This window comes from Yeguia hominis, from assembly GCF_014384705.1.
Classification (GTDB): domain Bacteria; phylum Bacillota; class Clostridia; order Oscillospirales; family Acutalibacteraceae; genus Yeguia; species Yeguia hominis.
The window spans coordinates 28,915-52,214 of sequence record NZ_JACRSN010000010.1; the positions used below are offsets into that span (position 1 = coordinate 28,915).

Here is a 23,300-nt window from a genome sequence, read left to right on the forward strand (position 1 = left end):
TTCCCTTTCGAAGAAAAACAAGCTGTACCGGCTGCAGAATGCGTTTCATCCATCGTTTGACACTGTAGGTTGCATATGTCTCCGCTTTTCCGGCGCCGTTCGTAGAAAGCCCGAAGGACGCAAATGAGACGAAGCGCGGCGTGGTTATTTGTTTCCGGACAATGGAGGGCTGTGCGTTACCATTCAATTCCCCGGCGGGCTGTAAGACCTTCCCGGTAGGGATGCCGATGAGAATGCATTTCGGTGATGTAATCAGCAGCAGCAAGCAGACGTTCCGACGGAATGTGTCCGGTCAGAACAATTTCTGCCCGGTTTTTCTGCTGATGGAGAAAGTGCAGGAGGGCTTCTTCCGAAAGCAGTCCTGCCTGACAGACGTCAAGCACTTCATCGAGAAGAAAAAAATCGAGATCGTGCCGGGCTTCCGCACGCTTTAAGAGCGCATGATAGTAGGCCGCGGCTTTTGTTTGTTCGTCGCTGGTCATCTGAAAGGAGAATTTGACCGCAGGAAGGCACGGAAACCGTTCGATTCCGGGAATTGTGTCCAGGATGCGGTTTTCGGAGGAATTTCCGTCTTTGAGAAAGGACAGGATTCCGACGCGCATCCCGTTTCCACAAGCGCGGATCGCAAGACCAATTGCTGCAGTAGTTTTTCCTTTTCCGTCTCCGTAATAGAGGTGGATGCAGTGGCGTTCCATATCATAAATGCACTCCTTTTCTGTAGCGGAATGGGTAGCTCCCGGGACCCCGCGCGGATCTCCGTCTCCCGCTGCGCGGGGACGGAGGGCGTGTGAAAATCACGGATTTTCACACGCTGCGGCCGCCGGATCGGCGGCCATCCGCGCGGGGAGATCGATCCCAGCCCGCGTAGCCTGTTGCTGCTGAAACCGCCGGGCAATCCGATAGACTCGGCCGTCTTTCCGAAACTGTGCACCCGTCTGTTTGAAATGAAAGGCTGTCCCGCAGGATGCGCAATCCGCCCGGAGCGCAAGAATCCAGCTGTAATCGCAAAGGCGCGCGCCCGGCCCGGATTCTCCGCCGGCTGTGACCCTGTCAATCCAGTTTCCGCGGAGATGTTCCCGGAGATGAATTTCCTCCAGCAGCGGCTCACAGATGATTTCCCGGTGAAGAAGGGGAAGCGTGCGGAAGACCGGCAGCCGCCGGTCGGCCATAGCCTGATTTTCAACTGTGCAGCAGATGGTGACGTGCTCCCAGCCGTCTCCCCAGTTTTGCGGCAGACACGCCTGGATGCGCTCCGGCCGTTTGGTGACGATATAAAACCGGAGATCGCGCCGGCAGTCGATCATCTTCCAGGCCTCCTCGCGCCAGGGATCGGCCTGATCGAGAAAAAAGTCCGAGGAAAAACAGGTAAATATGAGCTCTCCGGGCGGCAGCTTGTATCCGCCTGTGCGTGCGCGGCGCAGCGGCAGGGCGAAGTCGGCCGTTTTAAAAACCTCTGCGGCATCGCGTCCGTGTTCTGCGTCGATTCGGTATACATAGCAGTTCTGACAGCCCGGGCTGACTTTTTTGCAGCCGTGCCAGGGATTCCATCCAGCCATCCGTTTTGCTCCTTCTGCGCGTTTCTATTAGTATATCGCCCTGTCTGCGCCTTGTCAATGCGCGTGAATTTCCTTGCCGCGGCAAAAGTGTTTCCTTTATTGCTTCTAACAATGCAGCAGCGATAGATTCGCTGGATTGCGCCGCATGCGCAGAATCTCACACATTTGCAGGAAAACCCCTGGTACGGGCTTGTACCTTGAGAAAAATCCGGTTAAATCAACCGGCTGCTGCCGGGATTTTCTTGCAAAATCAGCGTAAAAGAAGTAAGATAGAGGAGAAGGAACAGGAGGTTCGGTATGAATCAGGTAACCTATCTTTTTAACAGCGGATTTTTGGTAGAGCTTCCGCAGATGGTGCTGCTGTTTGATTACGAGCGCGGCGCGCTTCCGGCGTTTGACCGGGAAAAGCCGCTGTATGTGTTTGCAAGCCACCGGCATCACGACCATTTTACGCCGGAAATTTTTCGGTTGTTCGAAGACCGGGAACAGGTTGCGTATCTGCTCTCAAAGGATATCCGCCTTTCGGACCGCTTTTTGGAGCGCCGCGGCATTTCGCCCGCGGTCAAGGAACAGATCACTTTTTTTCCGCGCGCGTCGCGGCAGACGGTCGGACCGCTGACTGTAGAGTCCATTCCTTCGACGGACGTCGGCGTCGCGTTTCTTGTCGATGCCGGCGGAACGCGGATCTATCACGCGGGCGACCTGAACCTCTGGCTCTGGAAGGAAGAAGATGACGCCTATAACAACGCTATGCGGAAAGCCTACGCGCAGGCCATGCAGCGCCTTTCGGGGGAGCACGTTCATCTGGCATTTGTTCCGCTTGATCCGCGGCAGGAGGATGGCTTCGGCTTTGGAGAAGGCATGCGGCTTTTTTTGGAAAATGTGCAGGCAGATGCGGTGTTTCCCATGCATTTTCGGGAAGATGCCTCTTATTGGCCGCGCAGCCGGTGTCTGCGGGAGAAAGATCCGGAAAAATGGGCTGCTGTAAGAAAAATTGAACGGGAAGGACAGGTCTTTTATGAATGAAGTACCAGCATGTGGTGTTTGATATCGACGGAACGCTGACGGATACCTATGGCCCGGTGATGAAGGCGCTATCCGATACGGTGTTCGATCTGACGGGAACCCGGTACGCGGCGGATGCGCTCCGGCCGTCGTTCGGGCGGCCCGGCGCCGAAGGGCTCCGGATGTTCGGCGTAACAGAAATTGAAAAAGGGCTCTATCTTTGGAATGACTATCTGACGAACCGGTATTTTGGCGAGGTCACGCTCTTTGACGGCGTGTTGCCCACGCTCAAAGCCTTGTCTGAGACCGGCGTGTCGCTTGGCGTCATTACCTCGAAAACGCGCGCCGAATACGAGGCTTCTTTTGCGCAGCCGTACCCGGAGGCAGCGCGCCTGCTTCCGCAGGTCGTCACCATCGACGATACCGTGCGCGGAAAGCCCGATCCGGACCCGATGGAGGCTTACCGCAAGCGGACCGGCGCCGGAGAAGGGGAAGTGCTCTTTATCGGCGATACGGTTTACGACATGTCCTGCGGGCTCTCCGGCGGCGCCGATTTTGGACTCGCCCTGTGGGGCAGCATGGATCCGGAAACGGTCACGAGGGCGACCTACCGGTTCCGCACACCGGAGGAGATCCTCGATGTCTTGCGCGGAAACGATGTAAATGCGTGAAAACATGAAAAAAGGAGAGAAATTCGATGAACAATCAGTTTGCACATTTCAATTTTAATGTTGTCGACCTCGAGCGTTCGCTTGCCTTTTACCGCGAGGCGCTTGGGTTTACGGAAAAACGAAGGAAAACGGCGGAGGACGGCAGCTTTATTATCGTCTTTCTGACGGACGGCGCGACGGACTTTGAGCTGGAGCTGACGTGGCTGCGCGACTGGGAAAAGCCGTCCTACGATCTTGGCGACTGCGAGTTCCATCTGGCAGTGCGTACAGACGACTTGGCCGCAGCGCGCGAAAAGCACGAACAAATGGGCTGTGTCTGTTATGTCAATGAAAAGATGGGCATCTATTTCATTCAGGATCCGGACGGATACTGGATCGAGATGATCCCGCAGCGCGAATCCAAATAAAAAATCCGCCTGCTTATGGCGCGGCGGATTCCGGATCGTTCTTGTTTGGCGGTTCGCAGTGGGTGCCCGGCATGCCCAAAATGTAGTCTGTTGTGGTGTTGTAGAGCTTTGCAAGCATGATGACAGCCCAGACCGGAATTTCCCGCCTTCCTTTTTCATATCGCCGGTAAACCTCGCGGTTACAGTGCAGATATTCGGAAAGCTGTTTCTGGGTTAAATCGTGGTCGATACGGAGTTCTTCGATCCGCGGAAAATACATAAATCTCACCTCAATCATTCATGCTACTATGTTTTCAAACGGAAATTCTCAATATACAACCAAACAGTGGTATTCCCAGTTTTTCCCAGCCAAAATCGGGTGAAATTTACGCTGTTTCAGCGTGTCGAAAGGAATTCGTTTTATGGAAATGAATGGAAAAGTCTGTGTGATCACCGGCGGCGCAAACGGCATTGGCCGCTGTATCGCAGAGACCTTTTACGCAGCGGGCGCTTCGGTGATTTTTGCCGATACGGACGCCGATCACGGCGCAAAGCTGGCGGCCCGGCTTCCGGGATCGGTCTTTGTACACGGCGACGTTTCCGAGGAACCGGTGCTCTTTAATATTGCCCGGATCGTCAAGGCGCGCTACGGGTGTGTGGATGTCCTGATCAACAACGCCTGCGTCAGCCGAAAAGGCATTCTCTCCGGCTGCAGCTATGAGGATTTTGACTATGTGCTGCGCTTGGGCGTTGTGGCGCCGTATCGGCTGACCATGCTTTTGCGGGATCTGTTTGCGCCGGGCGCCTCTATTGTCAACCTTTCTTCGACGCGCGCGCTGATGTCCCAGCCGGACACCGAGAGTTATTCCGCGGCCAAAGGCGGCGTCCTTGCGCTGACGCACGCATTGGCGGCAAGCCTCGCGGGCAAAGTGCGGGTCAACGCCATCAGTCCGGGCTGGATCGATACCGGCCGCTTCCACGAGGACGGCTATGTCGCAACTTTTTCGGTTGGGGATTTAAAACAGCATCCTGCGGGCAGGGTCGGCGCGCCGGAGGATATCGCCGCAATGGCAGCGTTCCTCTGCGGGCCGGAGGCTTCGTTTATCACCGGACAGAACTTTATTGTCGACGGCGGCATGACCCGGAATATGATCTATCACGGCGACGGCGGCTGGCAGTATCAGCCGGAAGAATCGGACGTCTGATTTTGAGAAAAATCGTGATTTTGAGGCGGTGCTTTTCGGTGTTGTGTTTAAGAATTGCAGACAGATTTTGTCCATAACCACAAAAGCAAAAAAGCGCGGAATTTTGCATTGACAAATTGAATAAAACCCGATATATTAAGGGTGAGCGCAGAAGTTTCTTATGTATTTAAACGGATATGAGAAAGTAATCTGCGCTTTTTTTGTGCCGAAAGGCGACACGCGTGTGCTGATGAACAAAAATTGGAGGTATTGCAATGGAACAAAAATTTGTGTTTCCCAAAGGATTTGAGTGGGGAACGGCAAGCGCATCCTATCAGATCGAAGGCGGATGGAACGAAGGCGGAAAGGGCGAGTGCATCTGGGATCGCTTTACCCATACGCCGGGCCACATCGATGACAACACGACCGGTGATGTAGCCTGCGATTTCTATCATCGCTATGAAGAGGATATTGCCATTCTGAAAAAGCTCGGTATCCAGGTGTATCGTCTTTCGATTTCCTGGCCGCGCGTGATTCCAAACGGCGTCGGCGAAGTCAATCCGGAGGGCATCGCGTTCTATCGTACGGTCCTCAAGCTCATGCGCGACAACGGCATGAAAACCGCTGTCACCATGTACCACTGGGATCTCCCGCAGAAACTGCAGGATCGCGGCGGCTGGGCGAACCGTGAGATCGTCGGCTGGTTCACCGAATATGCCAAGGTGCTCTACAAAGAGCTCGGCGATCTGGTTGACTACTGGATCACGCTCAACGAGCCGTTCTGCACGTCGATGCTCGGCTACTGGATCGGCGAACATGCACCGGGCTATCATGACTACGGCATGGCGCTGCAGGCGGTGCATCATCTGATGATGTCGCACGGCGCGGCGGTCAAAGCCTATCGTGAGACGGATTTGAAAGCCGAAATCGGCATCACGCTCAATATGCAGATGTTCTACCCATACCGTCCGGACAACGCAGACGACGTCTTCGCTGCGAAAATGGCTACCATGCAGGGCAACTGCATCTTCGGCGATCCGGTCATGAAGGGCACCTATCCGCAGGAATTCTTCGATTATCTCGAGTCCCGCGGCGTTGTTCTGCCGGAAATCCACGAGGGCGACATGGAACTTTGCTGCCAGCCGCTTGATTTCTTCGGCTTGAACACCTACTACCCGGATTACATCAAGGCGGACGACAGCGTCTGGCCGCTTGCCGGGGTACCGGTCAAGACAGGAAAACCGCTGACGGATTGCGGCTGGGAAGTACATCCGCAGGGCATGTATGATATCCTCAAATGGATCAACGACCGCTATGCGCCGAAAAAGATCATCATCACCGAGAACGGCACCGCATCCCGTGACTGGGTCAATGTGGACGGCAAGGTCGAGGACGTCAACCGTATCGACTATCTGCGCCGGTATCTCGCGGAAGTGCATCATGCGATCCAGGACGGCGTCCCGGTAATGGGCTATTACATCTGGTGCTTCTGCGATAACTTTGAGTGGGCGCGCGGCTTGAGCATCCGCTTCGGGATCGTATATGTCGATTACAAGACCCAGCAGCGCATTCCGAAAGAGAGCGCTTACTGGTACGCGAAAACTATCGAGAATAACGGGTTCTAAAACTTCCCCGAAAAATGCTTGACCCGATAAACAGCAGGAAACGGGCTTGGGCGCCGTTTGCGGCTGTGAATTCAGCTGCGTGTCCGTACGGCGGATTCTCATGCACAGAAACGGCTCCATAAACCCAAACCCATCAACCGGCGCTTTCCTCTGCAGAGAAAAGCGCCGGTTCTTCTTGCGGAAAAATGGCCGGCGTGCTACAATAAACATAGAAACAAAAACGCTGGGCTGCATGCCTGGGCGTTTTTTTGCGGGGAGGAATTCCATTTTGCAGCCGTATCGATATGAAACCCATGCCCATACCAGCGAAGGAAGCCGGTGTTCCCAAATGCCGGCGGAGGCGCTCGTCCGCTACTATGCAGCGCGCGGATATACCGGCCTTTGTATTACCGACCATTTTCTCAACGGCAACACCACCGTGCCGTCCTGCGGCTCCTGGGAAAGCCGGATCGACCAGTTTTGCGCGGGCTATGAGCGTGCGGCGGAGGCGGGCGCCAAGCTGGGGCTTTCGGTCTTTTTCGGCTGGGAATTTTCCCATGCCGGGACCGATTTCTTGACATATGGGCTCGATAAGGCGTGGCTTTTACGCCATCCGGACTGCCACACCCTGCGGGTTCCGGAATACAGCGCACTTGTGCACGAGAGCGGCGGCTTTCTCGTGCAGGCGCATCCGTTCCGTGAGGACTGGTATATCGAGACGATCCGTCTGTCTCCGCGGGATGTTGATGCCGTCGAGGTCGTCAACGCCTGTCGAACAGCCTTTGAAAATGAGAATGCCGACTGGTATGCGTCGCGCTATGCGCTGCTTAAAACAGCGGGAAGCGATATCCATCGGCCGCTTACGCAGCGGGCAGGACTTTGTACGGAAAAGAAGCTTCGTTCGTCCGGCATGCTGATGGAAGCGCTGCAGGCCGGAACCGCGGCGATTTTCACCGAAACAGACGCGGTGTAACCGGGCGCGAAGCGCTTTTGTGATGGAACACAATTTGGCGTTCTGTCTGCAATGTGCAGAATTTTGCTTACATTCAAAAGTGGGTCTGTTAAATAAGAGTACCTTCGATCCGCACAGCGGCCTTTGGGGATCATTTGCATTTTTTGCATCCATCAGGCATGCAAAAGCATTTATGGAAAGCGAAAACAGGACGGAAAACTGTCCGGAAAAGACGGGCTGGGTGCAAGCTGTACTGTCGGATACCGCCAGTTCGGGTTCCCGAAACGCTCCTGGAAAAACAGGATGGTTTGGCGATGCCCGTCAAAGAGAGAAAGAACAGTTCGGAATGGAAAAAAAGAGAAAGGCGTGCCATCATGCAAGAGCAGCAATCCAAGAGTCTATTTTCCAATCGGGATCTGATTAAACTGATTATCCCGCTGGTAATCGAGCAGATTTTGGCGATTTTAGTCGGAATGGCAGATACCGTGATGGTGTCAAGCGCCGGGGAATCCGCCGTTTCGGCGGTTTCGCTGGTGGATAATATCGGAATTTTGCTGATCAACGTATTTGCCGCGCTGGCAACAGGCGGCGCGGTGATCATCGGGCAGTATCTGGGGCGGGAGGACCGCTGGCAGGCTTGCCGCGCAACCGATCAGCTCTATATTTTTGTAACGGCATTTTCGATTGTAATTATGGCTGCCCTGTACCTGTGCAAGCCGTTCATTTTGTATCATGTATTCGGAAAAATTGAAGAGGACGTCCGGTCGCAGGCGGACATCTATTTGCTGATTACCGCTGCGTCGATTCCATTTATCGCAATCTATAATTCCGGTGCGGCGGTGTTTCGCTCGATGGGGAATTCCAAAGTCTCCATGCTGACTTCGCTCATCATGAACGCCGTCAATATTGTCGGAAACGCAATTTTGATTTATGAATTCAAGATGGGTGTCGTGGGCGCGGCCATTCCAACGCTGTTTTCGCGAATCGTCGCTGCGGTGCTGATCACCTTCCTGCTGTATAACCAGCACCTGACCGTCCATCTGACAAAACCCTTCCGGCCGAAACCGGACTTAAAACTCATTCAGCAGATTCTGCGTCTTGGCATTCCCAACGGCCTTGAAAACAGCGTGTTCCAGCTCGGAAAAATTCTCGTACTCAATCTTGTTGCCGTGTTCGGAACCACCTCTATTGCGGCCAATGCGGTGGCAAACTCGCTTGCTGCATTTCAGGTCTTGCCCGGAATGGCGATCGGCCTTGCAATTCTTACGGTGATTGCGCGCTGTGTCGGCGCTGGCGATTATGAACAGGCGCGGTATTATAACCGCAAGCTGATGCTTTATGCTTACGGACTGGTCTTGGCCAGCAATGTGCTGTTCTATTTTTTGCTTCCGCTATTTTTAAAGCTGTATCAGCTCTCGCCGGAAACAGGCGCGCTTGCCCGGCAGGTGATCTTGCTGCACGGAATCTGCAGCGTCGTTATCTGGCCGATCTCCTTCACGCTTCCCAATACCCTGCGTGCAGCGGGTGATGTCAAATATACGATGATCATTTCGCTGCTTTCCATGTGGATTTGGCGTGTTGGCTTCTCCTATGTGCTCGGTTTGTGGCTTAATTTGGGTCTGGTCGGAATTTGGGCCGCGATGATTATCGATTGGTTTGTACGCGGGATCTTTTTCCTGATCCGGTATAAGCGGGGGAAATGGGAGACCATCCGGGTTATTCGGTAGAGTTGAAATTGATTCACGGCGTAAAGTGTATAACTTGTCAGCTGTATTCATATATGCCTGACAAAGCAATATGCTTTCTTTGAAAAAGAAAAGAACCGGACATGCAAAGGGTTTACCTTTACATGTCCGGTTCTTTGTCTTGCAGAAATCAACCCAAAAAAATCGCAGCAAAAGACACGTTTCGTTCGTTGTGCCTGCGGCGGCGAACCTATAGCGGCGTTCGCCGCGTTTTAGTGCTGGGGCGCATCGCTGCCGTACGGCCGCAAAGCGCACCTTGCGACGAGTCGCCGGAACGTTTGGGTTCCGATATGCCGAAGCGTCCCTTTCGGCGCAATGCGCAAAAAAACGGCGTTTCAGGCGCGGCGGCAGGGGTCGATACAGCTTCTCATATAATTTAATTGATCTGCAAAAATCCCTCCTGCAATACACAGGAGGGATTCTGGTTCCTCTTAAGGGGATCAAACCGCCTTACAAAAGCTGGCTGCGCAGTTCTTCCGGCGATTGCGCAGAGAGATAGGCGGGTGCAACGTCGAGCACCGTGAGGCAGCCGCAGCGGCCTTCCTGATGGAGACGATATGCTGCGCGCGCATAAGCGGCGAGAACACAGGCCGTAAATTCCGGGTTGGATTCCAGCTTGAGGCTGTACTCGATCACATGATTGCATCCATTGTCCCAGCCGCTTTTGCCGGTGCGGATTACAAAACCGCCGTGCGGAATGCCGCTGTGCTTTTCGCGAAGTTCTTCTTCGGAAATAAAGTGGACAGTTGTGTCGTAGTCGGCAAAGTAATTCGGCATGGTCACGATTGCTTGTTCGATCGCGTTTTGATCGGCGCCCGGCTCTGCGGCGACATAGCATTCGCGCGTGTGTTTTTCACGGGTAGACAGCGCGGGATTTTTGCCGCTGCGTGCAGCATCCATGGCTTCCGGAACCGGAACCGTATATTGTCTGGCGTCTTTTACGCCGGGAATCCGGCGGATTGCATCGGAATGCCCCTGGCTGACCCCTTTGCCCCAAAATGTATAGTCTTTTCCGTTTGGCAGAATGGCGCCCGCATACATCCGGTTGAGAGAAAACAGACCGGGATCCCAGCCAACGGAAATGATGCCGATGGTACCGGCCTGTTTGGCGGCGGCATCCACATCTGCAAAATGTTCTGGAATTCTGGCGTGTGTGTCAAAACTGTCAATGACGTTGAAATGCGCCGCAAGCGCCGGCGTCTGCTCGGGCAGATCGGTTGCGCTGCCGCCGCAGAGAATCATGACGTCAATTTTGTCTTTCCAGAGCAAAACGTCCTTTGCAGCGACAACCGGTATTTGTTCTGTGAGAATCTGCACCGAAGCCGGATCCCGGCGCGTAAAAACTGCGGCGAGCGAAAGATCCGGGTTCTGCCGGATGGTTGCTTCTACGCCGCGTCCAAGATTTCCGTATCCGAAAATACCAATTCTGATGCTCATTTTTTCCACCTCTCAAAACTTCCTTTTAAGGGACTATCTAATGGAGAATATCCCCGCTGAACCCCAAAAACGGAGCGCTCTGCACTGAAACCTGCAAAAACACAAAACTTGTCCGGAATTTTTCACCTTTTGTGCAGGGATATATCTCACGTCCTGCAGAAACACAGCGTTTCCTATGCGCTATTATAGCACAATTCTGTGAAAGGAGATACCCCTTGCGCAGAAAAATGCGCAGAACGCCGTAGAAAAATCCCTCACAGTTGCAACAATTAGCGGACAACATTCCAAAAACCGGGTTTATCCGAAATCTTGCCGGCAATCTGGCAAAACATTGCCGCAAAAGCTTGGATCCCCGATAGCTGGCTCTTGGCGCCGGCGCAGCACCCTGATTTGCGTACGTTGGCCGCCTGCTTGTTCTTTTTAAGGAAATATGGTATCCTGTACAACAGAAATACATGTGATAGAATAGGAGAATTTCCATGACAGATACACGGATCGATACACTTTTTTGGGACGTCGACGAGACGCTTTTGGATTTTCCGGTCTGTGAACGCAATGCGCTGCGCGGTACGCTCGAGAAAAATGAGCTTCCGTTCCGCGAAGAGATGCACCCCTGGTACCATGCCCGGAATTTGGCGCTTTGGAAACAGTACGAAAAGGGGGAGATCAGCCGCGAAACAGTGCTCTATTCCCGGTTTGAGGATCTGTTTCGGCAGTATCAGCTGTCCGGCATCGATGTCGTTTCTTTTGAAGAGGATTATGTCGACGCGCTGGCAAAGGAACACTGCCTGATTCCCGGTACGCTGGAGACGCTTGCCGCGCTTTATGGGCGCTGCAGGATGTATATTGTGACCAACGGCGTTGCAAAATCGCAGCATCAGCGGCTGCATGATTCTGAAATTGACCGGTACATGGACGGGATCTTTATTTCCGAGGAAATCGGCTGTCAGAAGCCGCAGCGGGCATTTTTTGACGCCTGTCTTGCCCAAATCGGAAACCCCGACCGTCAGCGGGTAATGATCATCGGCGATTCCTTGACCTCCGATATCCGCGGCGGCAACAATGCAGGAATCAAAACCTGCTGGTATAACCCGAAAGGACTGCCTTGTACGGAACCGGTTCAGATTGATGTCGAAATCCGATCGCTGCGCGAATTACTGCCGTTGCTTGCTAAATAAGTTTTAAGTTTCAGGAAACCGGAGCTTTCAGAATTTCGCGGGAATGAAATGGCCCCAAAAGTTAGACAAAAAGCGAAGCAAAAAGTTGTTCAAGTTACGAAAGAACTTGCTGCCTGTGATGCAGGGGGCAAGCCCTTCAGCTTTGCCTTGATCCTGCGATTGTTGTAGGAATCCAGATATTCGATCACTTCCTCCTTGAAATGTTCCGTGGAGTGGAACTCCTGCAAATATAGCAGCTCACTTTTGAGAAGCCCAAAGGAGTTTTCTATCACAGCGTTGTAGTTTCCTTTGCGGCGCATGCTTTGCCGGATGCAAGACCGGTTGGCCTGTGAAAGACGGTTTTTGCGGAAGAATCGCAAGAACCGACGGATTACAAAATTCAGAAAGGTTCCGTACTTGTAAAGTGAATCTATTTACAAATAACTCACGTGAGGTGTTGTATAGGAAGAAAGCAGTCGCCAGTTTTGCACAAGAAAGCCAAAGAAAATTATAACAAGTAAATTTGCTTTACACGAAGCGCTTGTGAAAACACCATTTCAGTTTCGATGCATTCTGTTTTTTGACTGCAACCGAATGGAAATCTTTCCCCAAAAGACCGCCCTTCTGCTGCTTTTTTTGAAGAGCGTATTGTGCAAGGGATGAAAAGAACAGAAAAACCGCACCGCAGAAAAGCGCTTGTGTATAAAGGCGGATGGGCGATTCATCCGGGAATAGATCTTAAATGCACCTAAAACTTCCGAACTTTTCAAACAGTGAGCGATCTGCCGGTTCGAAAAAAACTTGCCCTGTTTTGCGCTGCAAGCGAACCTTTTCGGCTTCCGCAGACAAATATCCATAAAAATGAGAATTCGAAAGCACCCCGAATGTTCCGCACGGTTTCGGCTGTATGGCTGCCGTGTCTGGAAATTCGGGGCGTTTTTGAAATCCGGCTTCGCCTGAAACAGAGCATTTCCATTGCGGCGCTGCCTTCGGTCTATGATCTCTGACACCATTGTTGTTTTTGTGCCGGGCGGATATACCGCGAAATCTGTATGCCGCAGCCCGCACATGGAAAGGCACAAACCAAACCCCGCGCCCAAAACCTGCACATGGAAACCCCGCACACCGAGAATCACATACCGCGTCCGCGAACCGGAATTCATGTACTGAAACGCATACGCCACAACCCGAGCACCCCACGACCCGCGCGCCGAATCGCAGGCGAACTGCTGCGCGCCGCACCTCGCACTAAAATCACATGCGGAACTCTGCGCACCGGACCCAGTACCCCAAACCTGCACATGGAAACCCCGCGCGCCGCGAATCCGCATACCAGAATCTGCACGTCAGAATCAGTGTTCCGGAGACGAGCCGCAAAAGAACCGCAAATTTCTGCAAACAAATTTCTGCAAAAAAAGAAAAACCCGGAAGCAAATCCGGGTTTTCTGAATCATGGTTCTGAACAGATTCTGAACAGATTTCCTGAAGATAATAGGGGTAAGCCGCAAGAGCTGTCGGTTCAGGCAAGCGCAGCTTCGATACTTTGTGCGGCATCGATGGCGTCCGCCTGGGTGACCAGAATCGAAACTTCCACCTCTGAGGTGTTGACGATCCGAATATCCGTGTTGACCGACGCAGCAGCCTGAAAGATCTTTGCTGCGACGCCGGGGGTGTCTTTCATCCGGGGATCATAGACGGAAATTTTACAGTTGCCGCTGCTGATGATCGTGTTAATGCCGGGCTGTTTATTGATCACGGGAATGAGGGGAAGCAGCGCGCCGAGATCGGCATCCGCAATGGTGATGGAAATTGCGGCGCTCGTACCCTGTGAGGGCGAGAGCGAGATCATATCGACATTCACGCCTTTTTCTGCGATCATCTGTAAAATTTTGGAGAGATAGGTGACATCGGACGAACAACCCTGCAAGGTGACGAGGGTAATCTCGCTGACAGTTGATAAGGTATACGTTGTGTCCATCGGATTCCCTCCTGTTATTGCGTCGATTTCAAAAGATCGGTCATATCATAGAGTCCGGGTTCCTGTTTTCCGGCCATGAAAGCAGCCGCATTGACTGCGCCGAGCGCAAAAATTTCCCGGGACTGCGCTGTATGCGTGATGGAAATGGTCTCCTGCGGGCCGGCAAACAAAATTTCATGTTCCCCGACAATTGTTCCGCCGCGTACAGAGTGAATCCCGATTTCCGATTTGCTGCGCGGCATTCTTCTGGAGTGCCGGTCATAGGTGTAGGTCATCGGGTCCGGCAGTACTTCCGAAACGCCGTCCGCGATCATCAGCGCGGTGCCGCTTGGCGCGTCAAGCTTGCGGTTATGATGTTTTTCAATGATTTCAATGTCAAACGGTTCGCCGAGCACGCTGGCGGCGCGCTTGGCAAGCTCAATGAGCAGATTGACGCCGAGAGACATGTTCCCGGATTTAAAAATGGGAATTTCCTGCGATGCCTGCCGGATTTGTGCAAGCTGCGCTTCGGAATATCCGGTGGAGCAGAGAACGGCGGGCACCCGGTGCTTGACTGCATACGCAAGCAAAGACGTTAAAACAGAGGGATGCGAAAAATCAATCAGCACATCCGCATGACAGGTGACGTCTTCAGGTTTCTGAAAGACCGGAAACGCGCCGCCGACCGTATCGGTCAGATCGATTCCCGCGCAGATCTGCGCGTCATTCCGCGTGCGGACGCAATCCGCAACAACGTGCCCCATATGGCCGGAGCAGCCGCAAAGTACAATTTGAATTGGTTCCATAGAAACATCCTCCGATGATCGGAATGTAAAACGTCCTTGATAAAAATCGTCCGCGAACTGGTTATGCGATCAGCCCGTGCTTTTTCATGACATCGGCAAGCAGCGCGCGGTTTGCCTCGCTGAGTGTCGAGAGGGGGAGACGGCACCGGCCGCAGGAAAAGCCCATCAGATTGAGCGCTTCCTTGACCGGAATCGGATTGACGTCCACAAACATGGCGTCCATCAGATCCATGTAGGAAAGGTTCATCTCCATTGCCTTTTGATAGTTGCCTTCAAGCGCCAGCATCGAGAGCTTATGCATGTCGGCCGGACAGACATTCGCCGCAACCGAGATGACGCCCACACCGCCCATGGAGATGATCGGCACGGTCTGTTCATCATTGCCGGAATAGAGCGCAAGACTGTCTCCGCAGAGTGCGCGCATTTTCATCATGGCGGAAAAATTACCGTTAGCTTCCTTGACCGCGACAATATTCGGGTGTTTTGCGAGTTCCGCGTAGGTTTCCGGGAGAATATTGCACGAGGTGCGGGAAGGAACATTGTAGAGAACGAGGGGCAGATCCGTTGCGTCTGCCACTGCGTTGTAGTGTTCGATCAGACCTTTTTGGGAGGTTTTGTTGTAGTAGGGGGTAACGACGAGGATGGAATCCGCGCCGACTGCTTTGGCGTGTTTCGCCAGATGAATTGCAGCAGCAGTGTCGTTGCTGCCGGCTCCGGCAACGACCGGAACCCTGCCCGCCGTATGCTCTACGCAGTAGCGGACGACGTCTTCGTGTTCTTCATAAGAGAGCGTAGCGGATTCGCCGGTGGTGCCGCAGACGATGATGGCATCGGTGCCCTGATCGATCTGGAAGTCAATCAGTTTGGCAAATTCTGCATAGTTGACGCTTCCATCCGGATGCATCGGCGTGACGATTGCGACGCCGGAGCCTTTAAAAACGAGTTTCTTTTGCATTGCAAAAAGCCTCCCATCAAAATGAACTAAACTGGATCATCGAAAACAAGCGGTCAGTCAAGCCAGCCTCTGGCGCAGAGCAGCTCTGCCATCAGGACAGCGCCGCCTGCTGCACCGCGCAGCGTGTTGTGAGAAAGGCAGACAAATTTGATGTCGTACTGCGTGTCAGGGCGCAGCCGGCCGATCGAAACAGCCATTCCGTGCTCCAGGTTGCGGTCGAGCGTAGCCTGCGGACGGTTATCTTCGCGGAAATAGTGCAAAAACTGCTTCGGTGCGCTGGGCAGGCCGAGTTCCTGCGGAACGCCGCGGTAGGACTCCCAACGGGAGATGATTTCTTCAAGTTCAATTTTCTTTTCAAAGGACGCAAAGACAGCGGCAGTGTGGCCGTCCGAAACCGGTACGCGCAGGCACTGTGCGGTGATGGAGGGAGTCTGTGCGCGGACGATCTCGCCGTTTTCCACGTGGCCCCAGATTTTCATCGGCTCCTGTTCGGACTTTTCTTCCTCGCCGCCGATGTAGGGAATGACGTTGTCGAGAATTTCAGGGAATGTCTGGAACGTTTTTCCTGCGCCGGAAATTGCCTGATAGGTACAGGCGAGCACCTTCGTGACGCCGAGATCCATCAGCGGATGAATGGCGGGCACATAACTCTGCAGCGAGCAGTTCGACTTGACGGAAATAAATCCGCGTTTGGTGCCAAGGCGCTTGCGCTGGAAGGGGATGACCGCGTCGTGGCAGGCGTTGATTTCCGGAATGATCATCGGAACGTCTGCTGTTGCGCGGTGTGCGCTGTTGTTGGACATGACCGGGCACTCTGCTTTGGCATAGGCTTCTTCGAGCGCGCGGATTTCATCCTTCTTCATGTTGACCGCACAGAATACAAAATCGACCATCGACGCGATTTTTTCCACGTCGGCGGAGGCGTCGTAAACCGGCATCTGCAGAGCGGCTGCGGGAATCGGTGTAGACATCATCCAGCGGCCTTCAATTGCTTCGGAATAGGGACGCCCGGCGGAACGCGCGCTTGCCGCCAGCGCGGTGAGTTCAAACCAGGGATGGTTTTCAAGCAGCGTCAGAAAGCGCTGGCCAACCATGCCGGTTGCGCCGATTACGCCGACTTTATACTTCTTCATGTTCAAATTGCCTCCTTTGTGATAAACCATAGAAACCGGGATCCTGCCGCTTTTGCTGTGCGGTTCCTTATCTTACAGAACCGCCGGATCCGGCGCAGCGTTTACCTGCTGCAAAGCGAACCCGTACGAAAGCCGGAAAACAAGGCAATCCAGAAGGCGTCTGAAACGCAGGACGTGTGCTGCAAAGTTTTCCGGCAAAGCTGCAAAAAAAGAACGGTCAAACCGGTTTTCGGACAGACCGAAGTCCGATCCGGTGTAAAAAGCCGGTTGAAAACCGGCCGGCAATCCCCTATAATATAGGAATGGATTCGCCCGCAGGGAACAGAGATCCACATGGTACCGCTTATTATATATTAGTATTCTTATGATATCATGTGACGCCGCATGTTGTCAATATTTCACAGAAACGGCGGCTTTAGAATTGTTTCAGACATTGGAGGATGGTAATTGTGGAAAATGACATGAACCGGACCGACTTTTCGTATGACCTTCCGCAGGAGCTGATTGCCCAAACGCCGGCTTCTCCGCGGGATTCCGCCCGGCTTTTGGTGCTTGACCGGAAGACCGGCGCAATGCAGCATCGGCATTTTTATGATGTTCTGGAGTATTTAAATCCCGGAGATTGTCTTGTGCTGAATGATTCCAAAGTTTTGCCCGCGCGGCTTTACGGCGTCAAGGAGGGCACCGGCGCACATGTGGAGTTCCTTCTGCTCACCGCGAGAGGAAACGATGTCTGGGAGGTTTTGACCGGACCGGGCAAGCGCGCCAAACCCGGCAGCGTGTTTACCTTTGGCGACGGCCTCTTGAAGGCGGAGGTGCTGGAGATTATCGAAGGCGGCAACCGTCTGGCCAAATTTACATATACCGGAGATTTTTACACGATTCTCGATCAGATCGGCGAGATGCCGCTTCCGCATTACATTACGGAGCATCTCGACGACAAAAGCCAGTATCAGACCGTTTATGCGCGCGAACGCGGCAGCGCGGCTGCGCCGACTGCCGGGCTGCACTTCACGCCGGAACTGCTGGAAAAGGTTCGGCAAAAGGGTGTGGAAATCGCATTTGTGACGCTGCATGTCGGGCTTGGAACCTTCCGCCCGGTCAGCGTAGACAAAATTTCAGAGCATAAAATGCATTCGGAGCATTATTATCTGCCGGCAGAGACGGCGGAAACCATCCGGCGCGTCAAACAAAACGGCGGCCGGGTAATCGCGGTCGGAACAACCAGCTGCCGGACGCTCGAATCGGTAGCGGCCAAAGAGGGAGAAGTCTGTGAAAGCAGCGGCTGGACGGATATTTTCATCTATCCCGGGTTTTCCTTCCGGGTGCTCGACGGCCTGATCACAAATTTCCACCTGCCCGAAAGCACGCTCGTGATGCTGGTTTCCGCATTTGCGGGAAGAGAATCGATTTTAAACGCCTACCGGACTGCCGTCGATCTTCGGTACCGGTTCTTCAGCTTCGGCGACGCGATGCTGATTCTGTAACAGCAGCAGCCTGCGTAAATGGCGCAGAAGCATGTTTTAGAATGCGGCTTCCGTTTCCCAAAAACGCAGGATTTCCCGGCGGTTGTTTTTCGGCGCCAAAGCTGCTTTATTGCAAAAAAACGGCGAAGCGGCCTCCGTTTGCAGAAACGAAAAAATGATCCGGATACAAACAGAATGGGTTGGCGGGATGCTTTCTATGCAGGGCGCGCATCGAAACCGAAATTTTTTAATGGCCGGTGACGGCGAAATTCTGCAGCGCCGGCGTCAAAATCCAGCCGTCAAAATCCAGTCCGGAAATCGCAAACAAGAGAAAGGCAGGGAACCCTTGTGTACGGAAAGGTCTATTTGGAAGTCCCCTATGCAGAAAAAGAACACGCCAAGCGCCTGGGCGCACGGTGGGATCCTGCGCTGAAAAAGTGGTATTATGAAGGTCCGGTAAGCAACTATGTGCAGTTTGCGCGCTGGATTGCGGGCAACCGCGAGGAAACCATCCTTGCGCATGAGTTCCTGTATCTCGTGGAGGGCAAAACCGCCTGTTGCCGCTGCGGAAAGCCGACGCGCGTGATTGGTCTTGGAATCGGAGAACACACCCGGTTATACCGAAACGACGGCGGCGGTTTTATAGAGGAAACCGTAGAAGACGAGGAGGGCTATGAGCCGCTGTTCCTTTCGTGGGTAGATGAGGAGACGCAAATTCCGCCGGCGCTTTTGCGGTATCTCAAACGGCACTATCCGGTGCGGATGGATGTTTCCAAAACGGCGGGGCGATGCTTTGCCAATCACTGCGAGCATTGCGGCGCGCTGCAGGGCAACTGGGGACTGTTCTTTGAGGAAGACAGTCCGCTTACCGCCTTGATGCCGGACGGCCCGGCGCTGAGAGCGAAGCTTGCAAAGCTTAAAATTTACAGCATCGGAATCGAGGACAGCCTTGTTTTAGACTGGAGCTTCGGCATGGGCGATCAGGACGAGCATTATCTTCGGTACTGTCCGGTCGAACCTCTGCTTTTGCCGCCGAGTACAGATGAATATCATTCTTATGCGGACCTTTATGATCTTTAAATTCAAAAAATTGGAAAATCCGGCTGGAAAACCGTACGGCTCTGCGCGCCGGCGAGAAAAGAAGCCTGCGTCTTTATGATCACGGCGTTTGATGAACCCGATTTCCAAAATTCTGCGGTGCAGGTGCTCTTCCTGCACGGTTTGTATTTTTTAGGAAATCATGCCGTACAGGCGCAGCGTTTCGATTGGTACGGTCGCGTGCGGTATGCGGAAGAATTTACCAATCCCGCCGTTTTGGAACGTTGCGTTCAAAGGGTTTCTATGATACAATAGAATTACATTTTTTCTGTGCCGAATATTGGGGAAGAAGCGGTACTTTTTAAATGAAATGAATCCGGGGCATACTGCGAAAGAACACCCTGGATTTTCTGGTTCTGCGGATACATCGTGGCTGTTCTGACAGCAGAGCCGTTCCAAAAGGGGGAACAGAATGAATTTATTGCACATGAAATACGTCGTCGAGGTTGCAGAAGCGGGCTCGATCAACAAGGCCGCGGAAAAACTCCTCATCGGCCAGCCGAACCTCAGTCGTGCCGTCAAAGAGCTGGAAGCTTCACTCGATATTAAAATTTTTGAACGCAGCGCCAAAGGCATGACCCTGACGCCGGAAGGCGAGACCTTTCTGCAGTATGCCAAAAGCATTTTAAAACAGGTTGATGCCGTCGAAGAAACCTTTAAAAAGGGCATTTCCGTGCGCAAGCGGTTTTCGATTTCCGTGCCGCGCGCCAGCTATATTTCGGAGGCGTTCGCCCGGTTTTCGACGTTTCTGGAAGAAGAACCGGACGTGGAACTGTTTTATCGGGAAACGAACGCTTCGAGTGTAATCAACCATATTTTACAGGAAGACTACCGGTTGGGCATTATCCGGTATGCCGAGAACCACGACCGGTATTACAAGGCGATATTGGACGAGAAACGGCTTGACTATGAGATGATCGCCGAGTTCAGGTATGTATTGGTGATGCATGCGGAATGTCCGCTGGCAAAAAAAGAGACCATTACGTTTGACGATTTGACAGACTATATCGAAATTTCACACGCCGATCCCTACGGACCGTCGCTTCCGCTTTCCGAAGTCAAAAAATCGGAGCTTCCGGATAACATTCACCGGAAAATTTTTGTGTTCGAACGCAGCAGCCAGTTTGATTTATTGTCGCTCAACCCGAGGACCTTTATGTGGGTTTCCCCGATTTCCGAGGAGATGCTCCGCCGGTACGGGCTGGTGCAGCGCGAATGCGGCGGAAATCGGCGCGTCTATAAGGATGTTCTGATCCACCGAAAGGACTATACGCTTAAAAAGCTGGACAACCTGTTTCTGGAACAGCTGATCCGCGCGAAGCGGGAAACACTCAAGACGGAAGTGGGGCAAGAAGGATGAAATGGATGATCGCCTCTGATCTGCACGGCAGTGCGGATTATTGCGAAGAACTGCTCAGACAATATGCGTGCGAAAAAGCGGACCGGCTTTTGCTGCTTGGCGATCTGCTTTACCATGGACCGCGCAATGATCTGCCAAAAGGCTATGCGCCCAAAAAGGTGCTGGCGGCGCTCAATGCGCACCGTGACGAAATCCTCTGTGTGCGGGGAAACTGCGATACCGAAGTCGACCAGATGGTCCTTTTGTTCCCGATTCTTGCCGACTATGCGGTGTTGGATCTTGGCGAAAGCCTTCTATACGCCACGCATGGACACCGCTACAACGAAGCGAATTTGCCGCCGCTCAAGACGGGGGATATTCTTTTACACGGACACACTCATATTCCGAAATGCACGGAACACGAAACGTATGTCTGTATGAATCCCGGTTCGGTGTCGATCCCGAAAGAAAACAGCCCGCACAGTTATATGACGCTGGAAAACGGGGTGTTCCTCTGGAAAACACTTGCGGGAGAGATTTACCGGGAGTATCGGCTTTTATCGCCACGAACGAAAGACAAATAGGGAGAACGGCATGAATCTGGACAGAATTATTGCGGTCAGAAACAATAAGACCGTCTACCGGGACGGCGATCGGTGCGTCAAGGTGTTTATCGGCCCGTATCCGCAGTCCGCGATTTATCGGGAAGCGATGAACCGGTCCATCTTTTTGGAAGCGGGGCTCCGTGTGCCCAAAATTTTTGAGGTGACGGAAATCGAGGGCAAACCGGCGATTGTCTCCGAATATATCCGCGGGAAAACGCTGGAGCGGCTGATGCGCGAAACGCCGGAGCAGAGCGGTGCGCTCTTAACCCTGTTTGTGCGCCTGCAGCGTGAGATTCATGCAAAATCTGCGCCGGCCTTTTTTCGGCTGAAATCTGTTTTGCTCGAGGGCCTTTCCGAACACGATCTGCCCGAGCCATACCGGGCGCGCCTTTACGCCGAAGCGGAACGTCTGCCGGACGGAGACCGCATCTGCCACGGCGACTTTAATCCAACCAATGTGATTGTTACGCCGGAGGGGAAGAGCTATATCCTCGACTGTCCGTGCGCCATGGCGGGAATTCCGGCGTTTGACGCCGCCATCACGTATCAGAATTTTTTATGGAAAACTCCCGGCCTTGCGGCGCAGTATTTGACGCTGCTGTGCGGAACAGACGATGCCATGCGCGCATCCGTTCTGCAGCTTTCCACGCTGGCAGCAGCGCTGTTATATGTAAGAACCAAAAATCTGGAGCAGCGCGGACAGCTTCGTGCGCGGATCCTTTCAGAGATGGACGCACAGGCGGATTAAGACGCCGAATCGCTGTTTTAAGAATACACAGCTATCCGCGTTAGAAAGCGTTAGAAAAAAAGCCGCTGAAAGACCGGCTCAGAAAAAGACCGAGAAAAAGGCCGTCGGAAATGAATGCTCTCAAACAAATGCAAAAAAACAGGCCATCCGCAGAACGGCCTGTTTTTTCGTGGGGAAACAAATCTATTTGAGGATTTCCTTTTAAGTGTAGTTTAATTTAAGCATAAAGCAGGTTTGCAACGTCGTTAAAGGTAAACTTGTTGCGGATGAACCGCTCAAGCAGGTGGAAGGTCTTGACTTCCGGAGAGGCATCCGACAGGGCGTCGCCGATGTCTGCGTAGCGGCAGTGTTCTTTTTTGGCGAGCGCTTCCAGCTGTTTGTTCAGTTCTGCCGGATAGATGCCGTTTTTATTTTCACAGACGGAGACGAGCACGATGTCCGTGTTTTTGTTTTGCTTTTGCAGTTCACGGATGACCTCTTCATAAGCGCTGACAATTTCCGGAATCGTCCGATATCCGCGTTCGAGATCGGTTTCGCCGAGCTGCAGCAGAATCTTGGACGGATGCAGCGCGTTGACGCAATCTGCGAGCACATTCTTCGCGTCAAAAACCGAAAGATCCGAAATGCTGCGGTTGTAAATGTCGCAGTCGAGGTCAAACGCCTGACGCAATTCGCAGACCGGAATTCCTTTTGCGAATGTAGAACCAAAGAGAACAACTCCATGCTGTTTTGCAACTTGATTGAGTTCGCGGAAATTCTTTACTTCTCTTTCATATACGGTCATGACGGATTCGCTCCTTTTAATTTTATTGTTATATGTTGTGTTAAATTTACTTTGGAAAACAGAGAACCGGTTATCTGGCGACGCGGGCAAGTCCTGCTTCGGAAATGTTGACGGTTCTTTCGACGGTTTCGACTGTAATCACTTCTTCTTCCTTCGGCAGCTTGTCGAGGTGCTTGTTGCGGAAGTAGATGAGAATACCGGCGGTAACCATCAGGATATTGACGATATAGAAGAACATCACATACCAGTGCACGGTTTCATACCAGGGCAGCGGCGCGTTATTCGCAATCATTACGAATTTTCCGACCAGCGCGAAGACGTATCCGATCCAGATCATCGAATAAAACGGAAGGCTGATGCCTTTTGCACTGTGCGATTTCCAGGCTTTTACGATGTTGAGCGGCCAGGAAATTCCGAAACAAACCACCATCAGGGTTTCCATAATGCTTGCAAATGTGTCCATGTGACTCGACTCCTTTTTGTCCACTGTTTTTTGGAACACCTGCATTATATTCCGGAATTCGACAAGGCGCAATCCATCCGTAAGTATTGAACGCAGATTCGGAAAATGCGTGTTCATTACTTACAAAAGCCCTGTTCGAAAGAGTTTGGATTTATAATAAAGAAAATCGAAAAAATCGCCGTTTGATACGGAAAAATGCGCTGTTCCGAAGCGGACGCCGGCGCAAATCGGAATGAAACGGCTTGCTTT

Annotated in this window: 26 protein-coding genes and 1 pseudogene; 16 read left to right on the forward strand and 11 right to left on the reverse strand. The window is 52.8% G+C overall.

Translation table 11 applies throughout. The features are described 5' to 3' along the window. Positions 1–176: 176 nt before the first annotated feature. The gene (locus tag IAG03_RS07750; protein ID WP_249319550.1) at positions 177–695 is read right to left on the reverse strand and encodes a cob(I)yrinic acid a,c-diamide adenosyltransferase; all 519 of its coding nucleotides are present in this window, start codon (positions 693–695) and stop codon (positions 177–179) included. A gap of 99 nt (positions 696–794) precedes the next feature. Beyond that, positions 795–1,556: a DUF5131 family protein gene (locus tag IAG03_RS07755; RefSeq protein WP_249319551.1), complete on the reverse strand. Its 762-nt coding sequence runs from the start codon at positions 1,554–1,556 to the stop codon at positions 795–797. A 297-nt stretch (positions 1,557–1,853) separates the two neighbouring features. Here IAG03_RS07755 and IAG03_RS07760 point away from each other — a divergent pair, with 297 nt between their 5' ends. The 3 genes from IAG03_RS07760 to IAG03_RS07770 are packed head-to-tail and all read left to right on the forward strand — an operon-like array spanning position 1,854 to position 3,639. Next, positions 1,854–2,582, forward strand: coding sequence for an MBL fold metallo-hydrolase (locus tag IAG03_RS07760; RefSeq protein WP_249319552.1), 729 nt, complete (start codon positions 1,854–1,856; stop codon positions 2,580–2,582). Next, positions 2,579–3,232 (forward strand): HAD family hydrolase, encoded by a 654-nt coding sequence (locus IAG03_RS07765; protein ID WP_249319553.1) that lies wholly within the window; start codon positions 2,579–2,581, stop codon positions 3,230–3,232. The genes IAG03_RS07760 and IAG03_RS07765 overlap by 4 nt, the downstream gene beginning before the upstream one ends. 26 nt (positions 3,233–3,258) lie before the next feature. Beyond that, on the forward strand, positions 3,259–3,639 hold the full coding sequence (locus tag IAG03_RS07770; RefSeq protein ID WP_249319554.1) for a VOC family protein: 381 nt from the start codon (positions 3,259–3,261) through the stop codon (positions 3,637–3,639). A 13-nt stretch (positions 3,640–3,652) separates the two neighbouring features. On the opposite strand, the gene IAG03_RS07775 is transcribed toward IAG03_RS07770, so the two are convergent. Beyond that, positions 3,653–3,898, reverse strand: coding sequence for a helix-turn-helix domain-containing protein (locus IAG03_RS07775; protein ID WP_249319555.1), 246 nt, complete (start codon positions 3,896–3,898; stop codon positions 3,653–3,655). 142 nt (positions 3,899–4,040) lie between these two features. On the opposite strand from IAG03_RS07775, the gene IAG03_RS07780 reads away from it, so the two are divergent. From IAG03_RS07780 to IAG03_RS07800, 5 genes are all read left to right on the forward strand, one after another. Then, entirely contained in the window at positions 4,041–4,823 is a 783-nt protein-coding gene (locus tag IAG03_RS07780) for an SDR family oxidoreductase (RefSeq protein WP_249319556.1), read from the forward strand. Positions 4,824–5,077: 254 nt separating this feature from the next. After that, positions 5,078–6,427 carry a GH1 family beta-glucosidase gene (locus IAG03_RS07785; protein ID WP_249319557.1) on the forward strand — a complete coding sequence of 450 codons (1,350 nt, stop codon included), beginning with the start codon at positions 5,078–5,080 and terminating at the stop codon, positions 6,425–6,427. A 268-nt stretch (positions 6,428–6,695) separates the two neighbouring features. Beyond that, positions 6,696–7,379, forward strand: coding sequence for a PHP domain-containing protein (locus tag IAG03_RS07790; RefSeq protein WP_249319558.1), 684 nt, complete (start codon positions 6,696–6,698; stop codon positions 7,377–7,379). Positions 7,380–7,401: 22 nt separating this feature from the next. After that, entirely contained in the window at positions 7,402–7,782 is a 381-nt protein-coding gene (locus tag IAG03_RS07795) for a hypothetical protein (RefSeq protein ID WP_249319559.1), read from the forward strand. Next, on the forward strand, positions 7,733–9,085 hold the full coding sequence (locus IAG03_RS07800) for an MATE family efflux transporter (RefSeq protein WP_249319560.1): 1,353 nt from the start codon (positions 7,733–7,735) through the stop codon (positions 9,083–9,085). Before IAG03_RS07795 ends, IAG03_RS07800 begins: the two co-directional genes overlap by 50 nt. Positions 9,086–9,553: 468 nt before the next feature. On the opposite strand, the gene IAG03_RS07805 is transcribed toward IAG03_RS07800, so the two are convergent. Beyond that, positions 9,554–10,540 carry a diaminopimelate dehydrogenase gene (locus IAG03_RS07805; protein ID WP_249319561.1) on the reverse strand — a complete coding sequence of 329 codons (987 nt, stop codon included), beginning with the start codon at positions 10,538–10,540 and terminating at the stop codon, positions 9,554–9,556. Positions 10,541–11,019: 479 nt separating this feature from the next. Here IAG03_RS07805 and IAG03_RS07810 point away from each other — a divergent pair, with 479 nt between their 5' ends. After that, positions 11,020–11,718: a YjjG family noncanonical pyrimidine nucleotidase gene (locus IAG03_RS07810; protein WP_249319562.1), complete on the forward strand. Its 699-nt coding sequence runs from the start codon at positions 11,020–11,022 to the stop codon at positions 11,716–11,718. 89 nt (positions 11,719–11,807) lie between these two features. Here the strand turns inward: IAG03_RS07810 and IAG03_RS07815 are convergent. Then, positions 11,808–12,029: pseudogene (locus tag IAG03_RS07815) on the reverse strand (IS3 family transposase); the annotation flags it as partial. 552 nt (positions 12,030–12,581) lie between these two features. Between IAG03_RS07815 and IAG03_RS14260 the strand changes: the two are divergent. Then, the gene (locus tag IAG03_RS14260) at positions 12,582–12,704 is read left to right on the forward strand and encodes a hypothetical protein (RefSeq protein WP_283243066.1); all 123 of its coding nucleotides are present in this window, start codon (positions 12,582–12,584) and stop codon (positions 12,702–12,704) included. A 512-nt stretch (positions 12,705–13,216) separates the two neighbouring features. On the opposite strand, the gene IAG03_RS07820 is transcribed toward IAG03_RS14260, so the two are convergent. The 4 genes from IAG03_RS07820 to asd all read right to left on the reverse strand — a co-directional run bounded on the left by IAG03_RS07820 (position 13,217) and on the right by asd (position 16,548). Continuing rightward, the gene (locus IAG03_RS07820; RefSeq protein WP_249319563.1) at positions 13,217–13,675 is read right to left on the reverse strand and encodes an ACT domain-containing protein; all 459 of its coding nucleotides are present in this window, start codon (positions 13,673–13,675) and stop codon (positions 13,217–13,219) included. Positions 13,676–13,689: 14 nt separating this feature from the next. Continuing rightward, entirely contained in the window at positions 13,690–14,460 is a 771-nt protein-coding gene (gene dapB, locus IAG03_RS07825) for a 4-hydroxy-tetrahydrodipicolinate reductase (protein ID WP_249319564.1), read from the reverse strand. Between the two features lie 61 nt (positions 14,461–14,521). Next, positions 14,522–15,415 carry a 4-hydroxy-tetrahydrodipicolinate synthase gene (gene dapA / locus IAG03_RS07830; protein WP_249319565.1) on the reverse strand — a complete coding sequence of 298 codons (894 nt, stop codon included), beginning with the start codon at positions 15,413–15,415 and terminating at the stop codon, positions 14,522–14,524. A gap of 53 nt (positions 15,416–15,468) precedes the next feature. Then, positions 15,469–16,548 (reverse strand): aspartate-semialdehyde dehydrogenase, encoded by a 1,080-nt coding sequence (asd, locus tag IAG03_RS07835; protein ID WP_249319566.1) that lies wholly within the window; start codon positions 16,546–16,548, stop codon positions 15,469–15,471. Between the two features lie 461 nt (positions 16,549–17,009). Between asd and queA the strand changes: the two genes are divergently transcribed. The 6 genes from queA to IAG03_RS07865 all read left to right on the forward strand — a co-directional run bounded on the left by queA (position 17,010) and on the right by IAG03_RS07865 (position 21,804). Then, positions 17,010–18,035 (forward strand): tRNA preQ1(34) S-adenosylmethionine ribosyltransferase-isomerase QueA, encoded by a 1,026-nt coding sequence (gene queA / locus IAG03_RS07840; RefSeq protein WP_249319621.1) that lies wholly within the window; start codon positions 17,010–17,012, stop codon positions 18,033–18,035. A gap of 327 nt (positions 18,036–18,362) precedes the next feature. Continuing rightward, positions 18,363–19,094 carry a DUF5710 domain-containing protein gene (locus IAG03_RS07845; RefSeq protein WP_249319567.1) on the forward strand — a complete coding sequence of 244 codons (732 nt, stop codon included), beginning with the start codon at positions 18,363–18,365 and terminating at the stop codon, positions 19,092–19,094. Positions 19,095–19,169: 75 nt separating this feature from the next. After that, the gene (locus IAG03_RS07850; protein WP_249319568.1) at positions 19,170–19,367 is read left to right on the forward strand and encodes a hypothetical protein; all 198 of its coding nucleotides are present in this window, start codon (positions 19,170–19,172) and stop codon (positions 19,365–19,367) included. A 157-nt stretch (positions 19,368–19,524) separates the two neighbouring features. After that, positions 19,525–20,472: a LysR family transcriptional regulator gene (locus IAG03_RS07855; RefSeq protein ID WP_249319569.1), complete on the forward strand. Its 948-nt coding sequence runs from the start codon at positions 19,525–19,527 to the stop codon at positions 20,470–20,472. Beyond that, positions 20,469–21,035: a phosphodiesterase gene (yfcE, locus tag IAG03_RS07860; protein ID WP_249319570.1), complete on the forward strand. Its 567-nt coding sequence runs from the start codon at positions 20,469–20,471 to the stop codon at positions 21,033–21,035. Before IAG03_RS07855 ends, yfcE begins: the two co-directional genes overlap by 4 nt. 10 nt (positions 21,036–21,045) lie before the next feature. Continuing rightward, the gene (locus IAG03_RS07865) at positions 21,046–21,804 is read left to right on the forward strand and encodes an aminoglycoside phosphotransferase family protein (RefSeq protein WP_249319571.1); all 759 of its coding nucleotides are present in this window, start codon (positions 21,046–21,048) and stop codon (positions 21,802–21,804) included. A 217-nt stretch (positions 21,805–22,021) separates the two neighbouring features. On the opposite strand, the gene IAG03_RS07870 is transcribed toward IAG03_RS07865, so the two are convergent. Both IAG03_RS07870 and IAG03_RS07875 read right to left on the reverse strand, forming a co-directional pair. Continuing rightward, positions 22,022–22,588, reverse strand: coding sequence for an SGNH/GDSL hydrolase family protein (locus IAG03_RS07870; protein ID WP_249319572.1), 567 nt, complete (start codon positions 22,586–22,588; stop codon positions 22,022–22,024). Between the two features lie 70 nt (positions 22,589–22,658). Then, entirely contained in the window at positions 22,659–23,051 is a 393-nt protein-coding gene (locus tag IAG03_RS07875; protein WP_249319573.1) for a hypothetical protein, read from the reverse strand. Positions 23,052–23,300: the final 249 nt, after the last annotated feature.

What these genes read in the sequence shown, in the direction of transcription:
- IAG03_RS07750 (WP_249319550.1), bottom strand. Translation starts at nt 695, where the DNA reads ATGGAACGCCACTGCATCCACCTCTATTACGGAGACGGAAAAGGAAAA.
- IAG03_RS07755 (WP_249319551.1), bottom strand. Translation starts at nt 1,556, where the DNA reads ATGGCTGGATGGAATCCCTGGCACGGCTGCAAAAAAGTCAGCCCGGGC.
- IAG03_RS07760 (WP_249319552.1), top strand. Translation starts at nt 1,854, where the DNA reads ATGAATCAGGTAACCTATCTTTTTAACAGCGGATTTTTGGTAGAGCTT.
- IAG03_RS07765 (WP_249319553.1), top strand. Translation starts at nt 2,579, where the DNA reads ATGAAGTACCAGCATGTGGTGTTTGATATCGACGGAACGCTGACGGAT.
- IAG03_RS07770 (WP_249319554.1), top strand. Translation starts at nt 3,259, where the DNA reads ATGAACAATCAGTTTGCACATTTCAATTTTAATGTTGTCGACCTCGAG.
- IAG03_RS07775 (WP_249319555.1), bottom strand. Translation starts at nt 3,898, where the DNA reads ATGTATTTTCCGCGGATCGAAGAACTCCGTATCGACCACGATTTAACC.
- IAG03_RS07780 (WP_249319556.1), top strand. Translation starts at nt 4,041, where the DNA reads ATGGAAATGAATGGAAAAGTCTGTGTGATCACCGGCGGCGCAAACGGC.
- IAG03_RS07785 (WP_249319557.1), top strand. Translation starts at nt 5,078, where the DNA reads ATGGAACAAAAATTTGTGTTTCCCAAAGGATTTGAGTGGGGAACGGCA.
- IAG03_RS07795 (WP_249319559.1), top strand. Translation starts at nt 7,402, where the DNA reads ATGGAACACAATTTGGCGTTCTGTCTGCAATGTGCAGAATTTTGCTTA.
- IAG03_RS07800 (WP_249319560.1), top strand. Translation starts at nt 7,733, where the DNA reads ATGCAAGAGCAGCAATCCAAGAGTCTATTTTCCAATCGGGATCTGATT.
- IAG03_RS07805 (WP_249319561.1), bottom strand. Translation starts at nt 10,540, where the DNA reads ATGAGCATCAGAATTGGTATTTTCGGATACGGAAATCTTGGACGCGGC.
- IAG03_RS07810 (WP_249319562.1), top strand. Translation starts at nt 11,020, where the DNA reads ATGACAGATACACGGATCGATACACTTTTTTGGGACGTCGACGAGACG.
- IAG03_RS14260 (WP_283243066.1), top strand. Translation starts at nt 12,582, where the DNA reads ATGTTCCGCACGGTTTCGGCTGTATGGCTGCCGTGTCTGGAAATTCGG.
- IAG03_RS07820 (WP_249319563.1), bottom strand. Translation starts at nt 13,675, where the DNA reads ATGGACACAACGTATACCTTATCAACTGTCAGCGAGATTACCCTCGTC.
- dapB (WP_249319564.1), bottom strand. Translation starts at nt 14,460, where the DNA reads ATGGAACCAATTCAAATTGTACTTTGCGGCTGCTCCGGCCATATGGGG.
- dapA (WP_249319565.1), bottom strand. Translation starts at nt 15,415, where the DNA reads ATGCAAAAGAAACTCGTTTTTAAAGGCTCCGGCGTCGCAATCGTCACG.
- asd (WP_249319566.1), bottom strand. Translation starts at nt 16,548, where the DNA reads ATGAAGAAGTATAAAGTCGGCGTAATCGGCGCAACCGGCATGGTTGGC.
- queA (WP_249319621.1), top strand. Translation starts at nt 17,010, where the DNA reads ATGAACCGGACCGACTTTTCGTATGACCTTCCGCAGGAGCTGATTGCC.
- IAG03_RS07850 (WP_249319568.1), top strand. Translation starts at nt 19,170, where the DNA reads ATGATCACGGCGTTTGATGAACCCGATTTCCAAAATTCTGCGGTGCAG.
- IAG03_RS07855 (WP_249319569.1), top strand. Translation starts at nt 19,525, where the DNA reads ATGAATTTATTGCACATGAAATACGTCGTCGAGGTTGCAGAAGCGGGC.
- yfcE (WP_249319570.1), top strand. Translation starts at nt 20,469, where the DNA reads ATGAAATGGATGATCGCCTCTGATCTGCACGGCAGTGCGGATTATTGC.
- IAG03_RS07865 (WP_249319571.1), top strand. Translation starts at nt 21,046, where the DNA reads ATGAATCTGGACAGAATTATTGCGGTCAGAAACAATAAGACCGTCTAC.
- IAG03_RS07870 (WP_249319572.1), bottom strand. Translation starts at nt 22,588, where the DNA reads ATGACCGTATATGAAAGAGAAGTAAAGAATTTCCGCGAACTCAATCAA.
- IAG03_RS07875 (WP_249319573.1), bottom strand. Translation starts at nt 23,051, where the DNA reads ATGGACACATTTGCAAGCATTATGGAAACCCTGATGGTGGTTTGTTTC.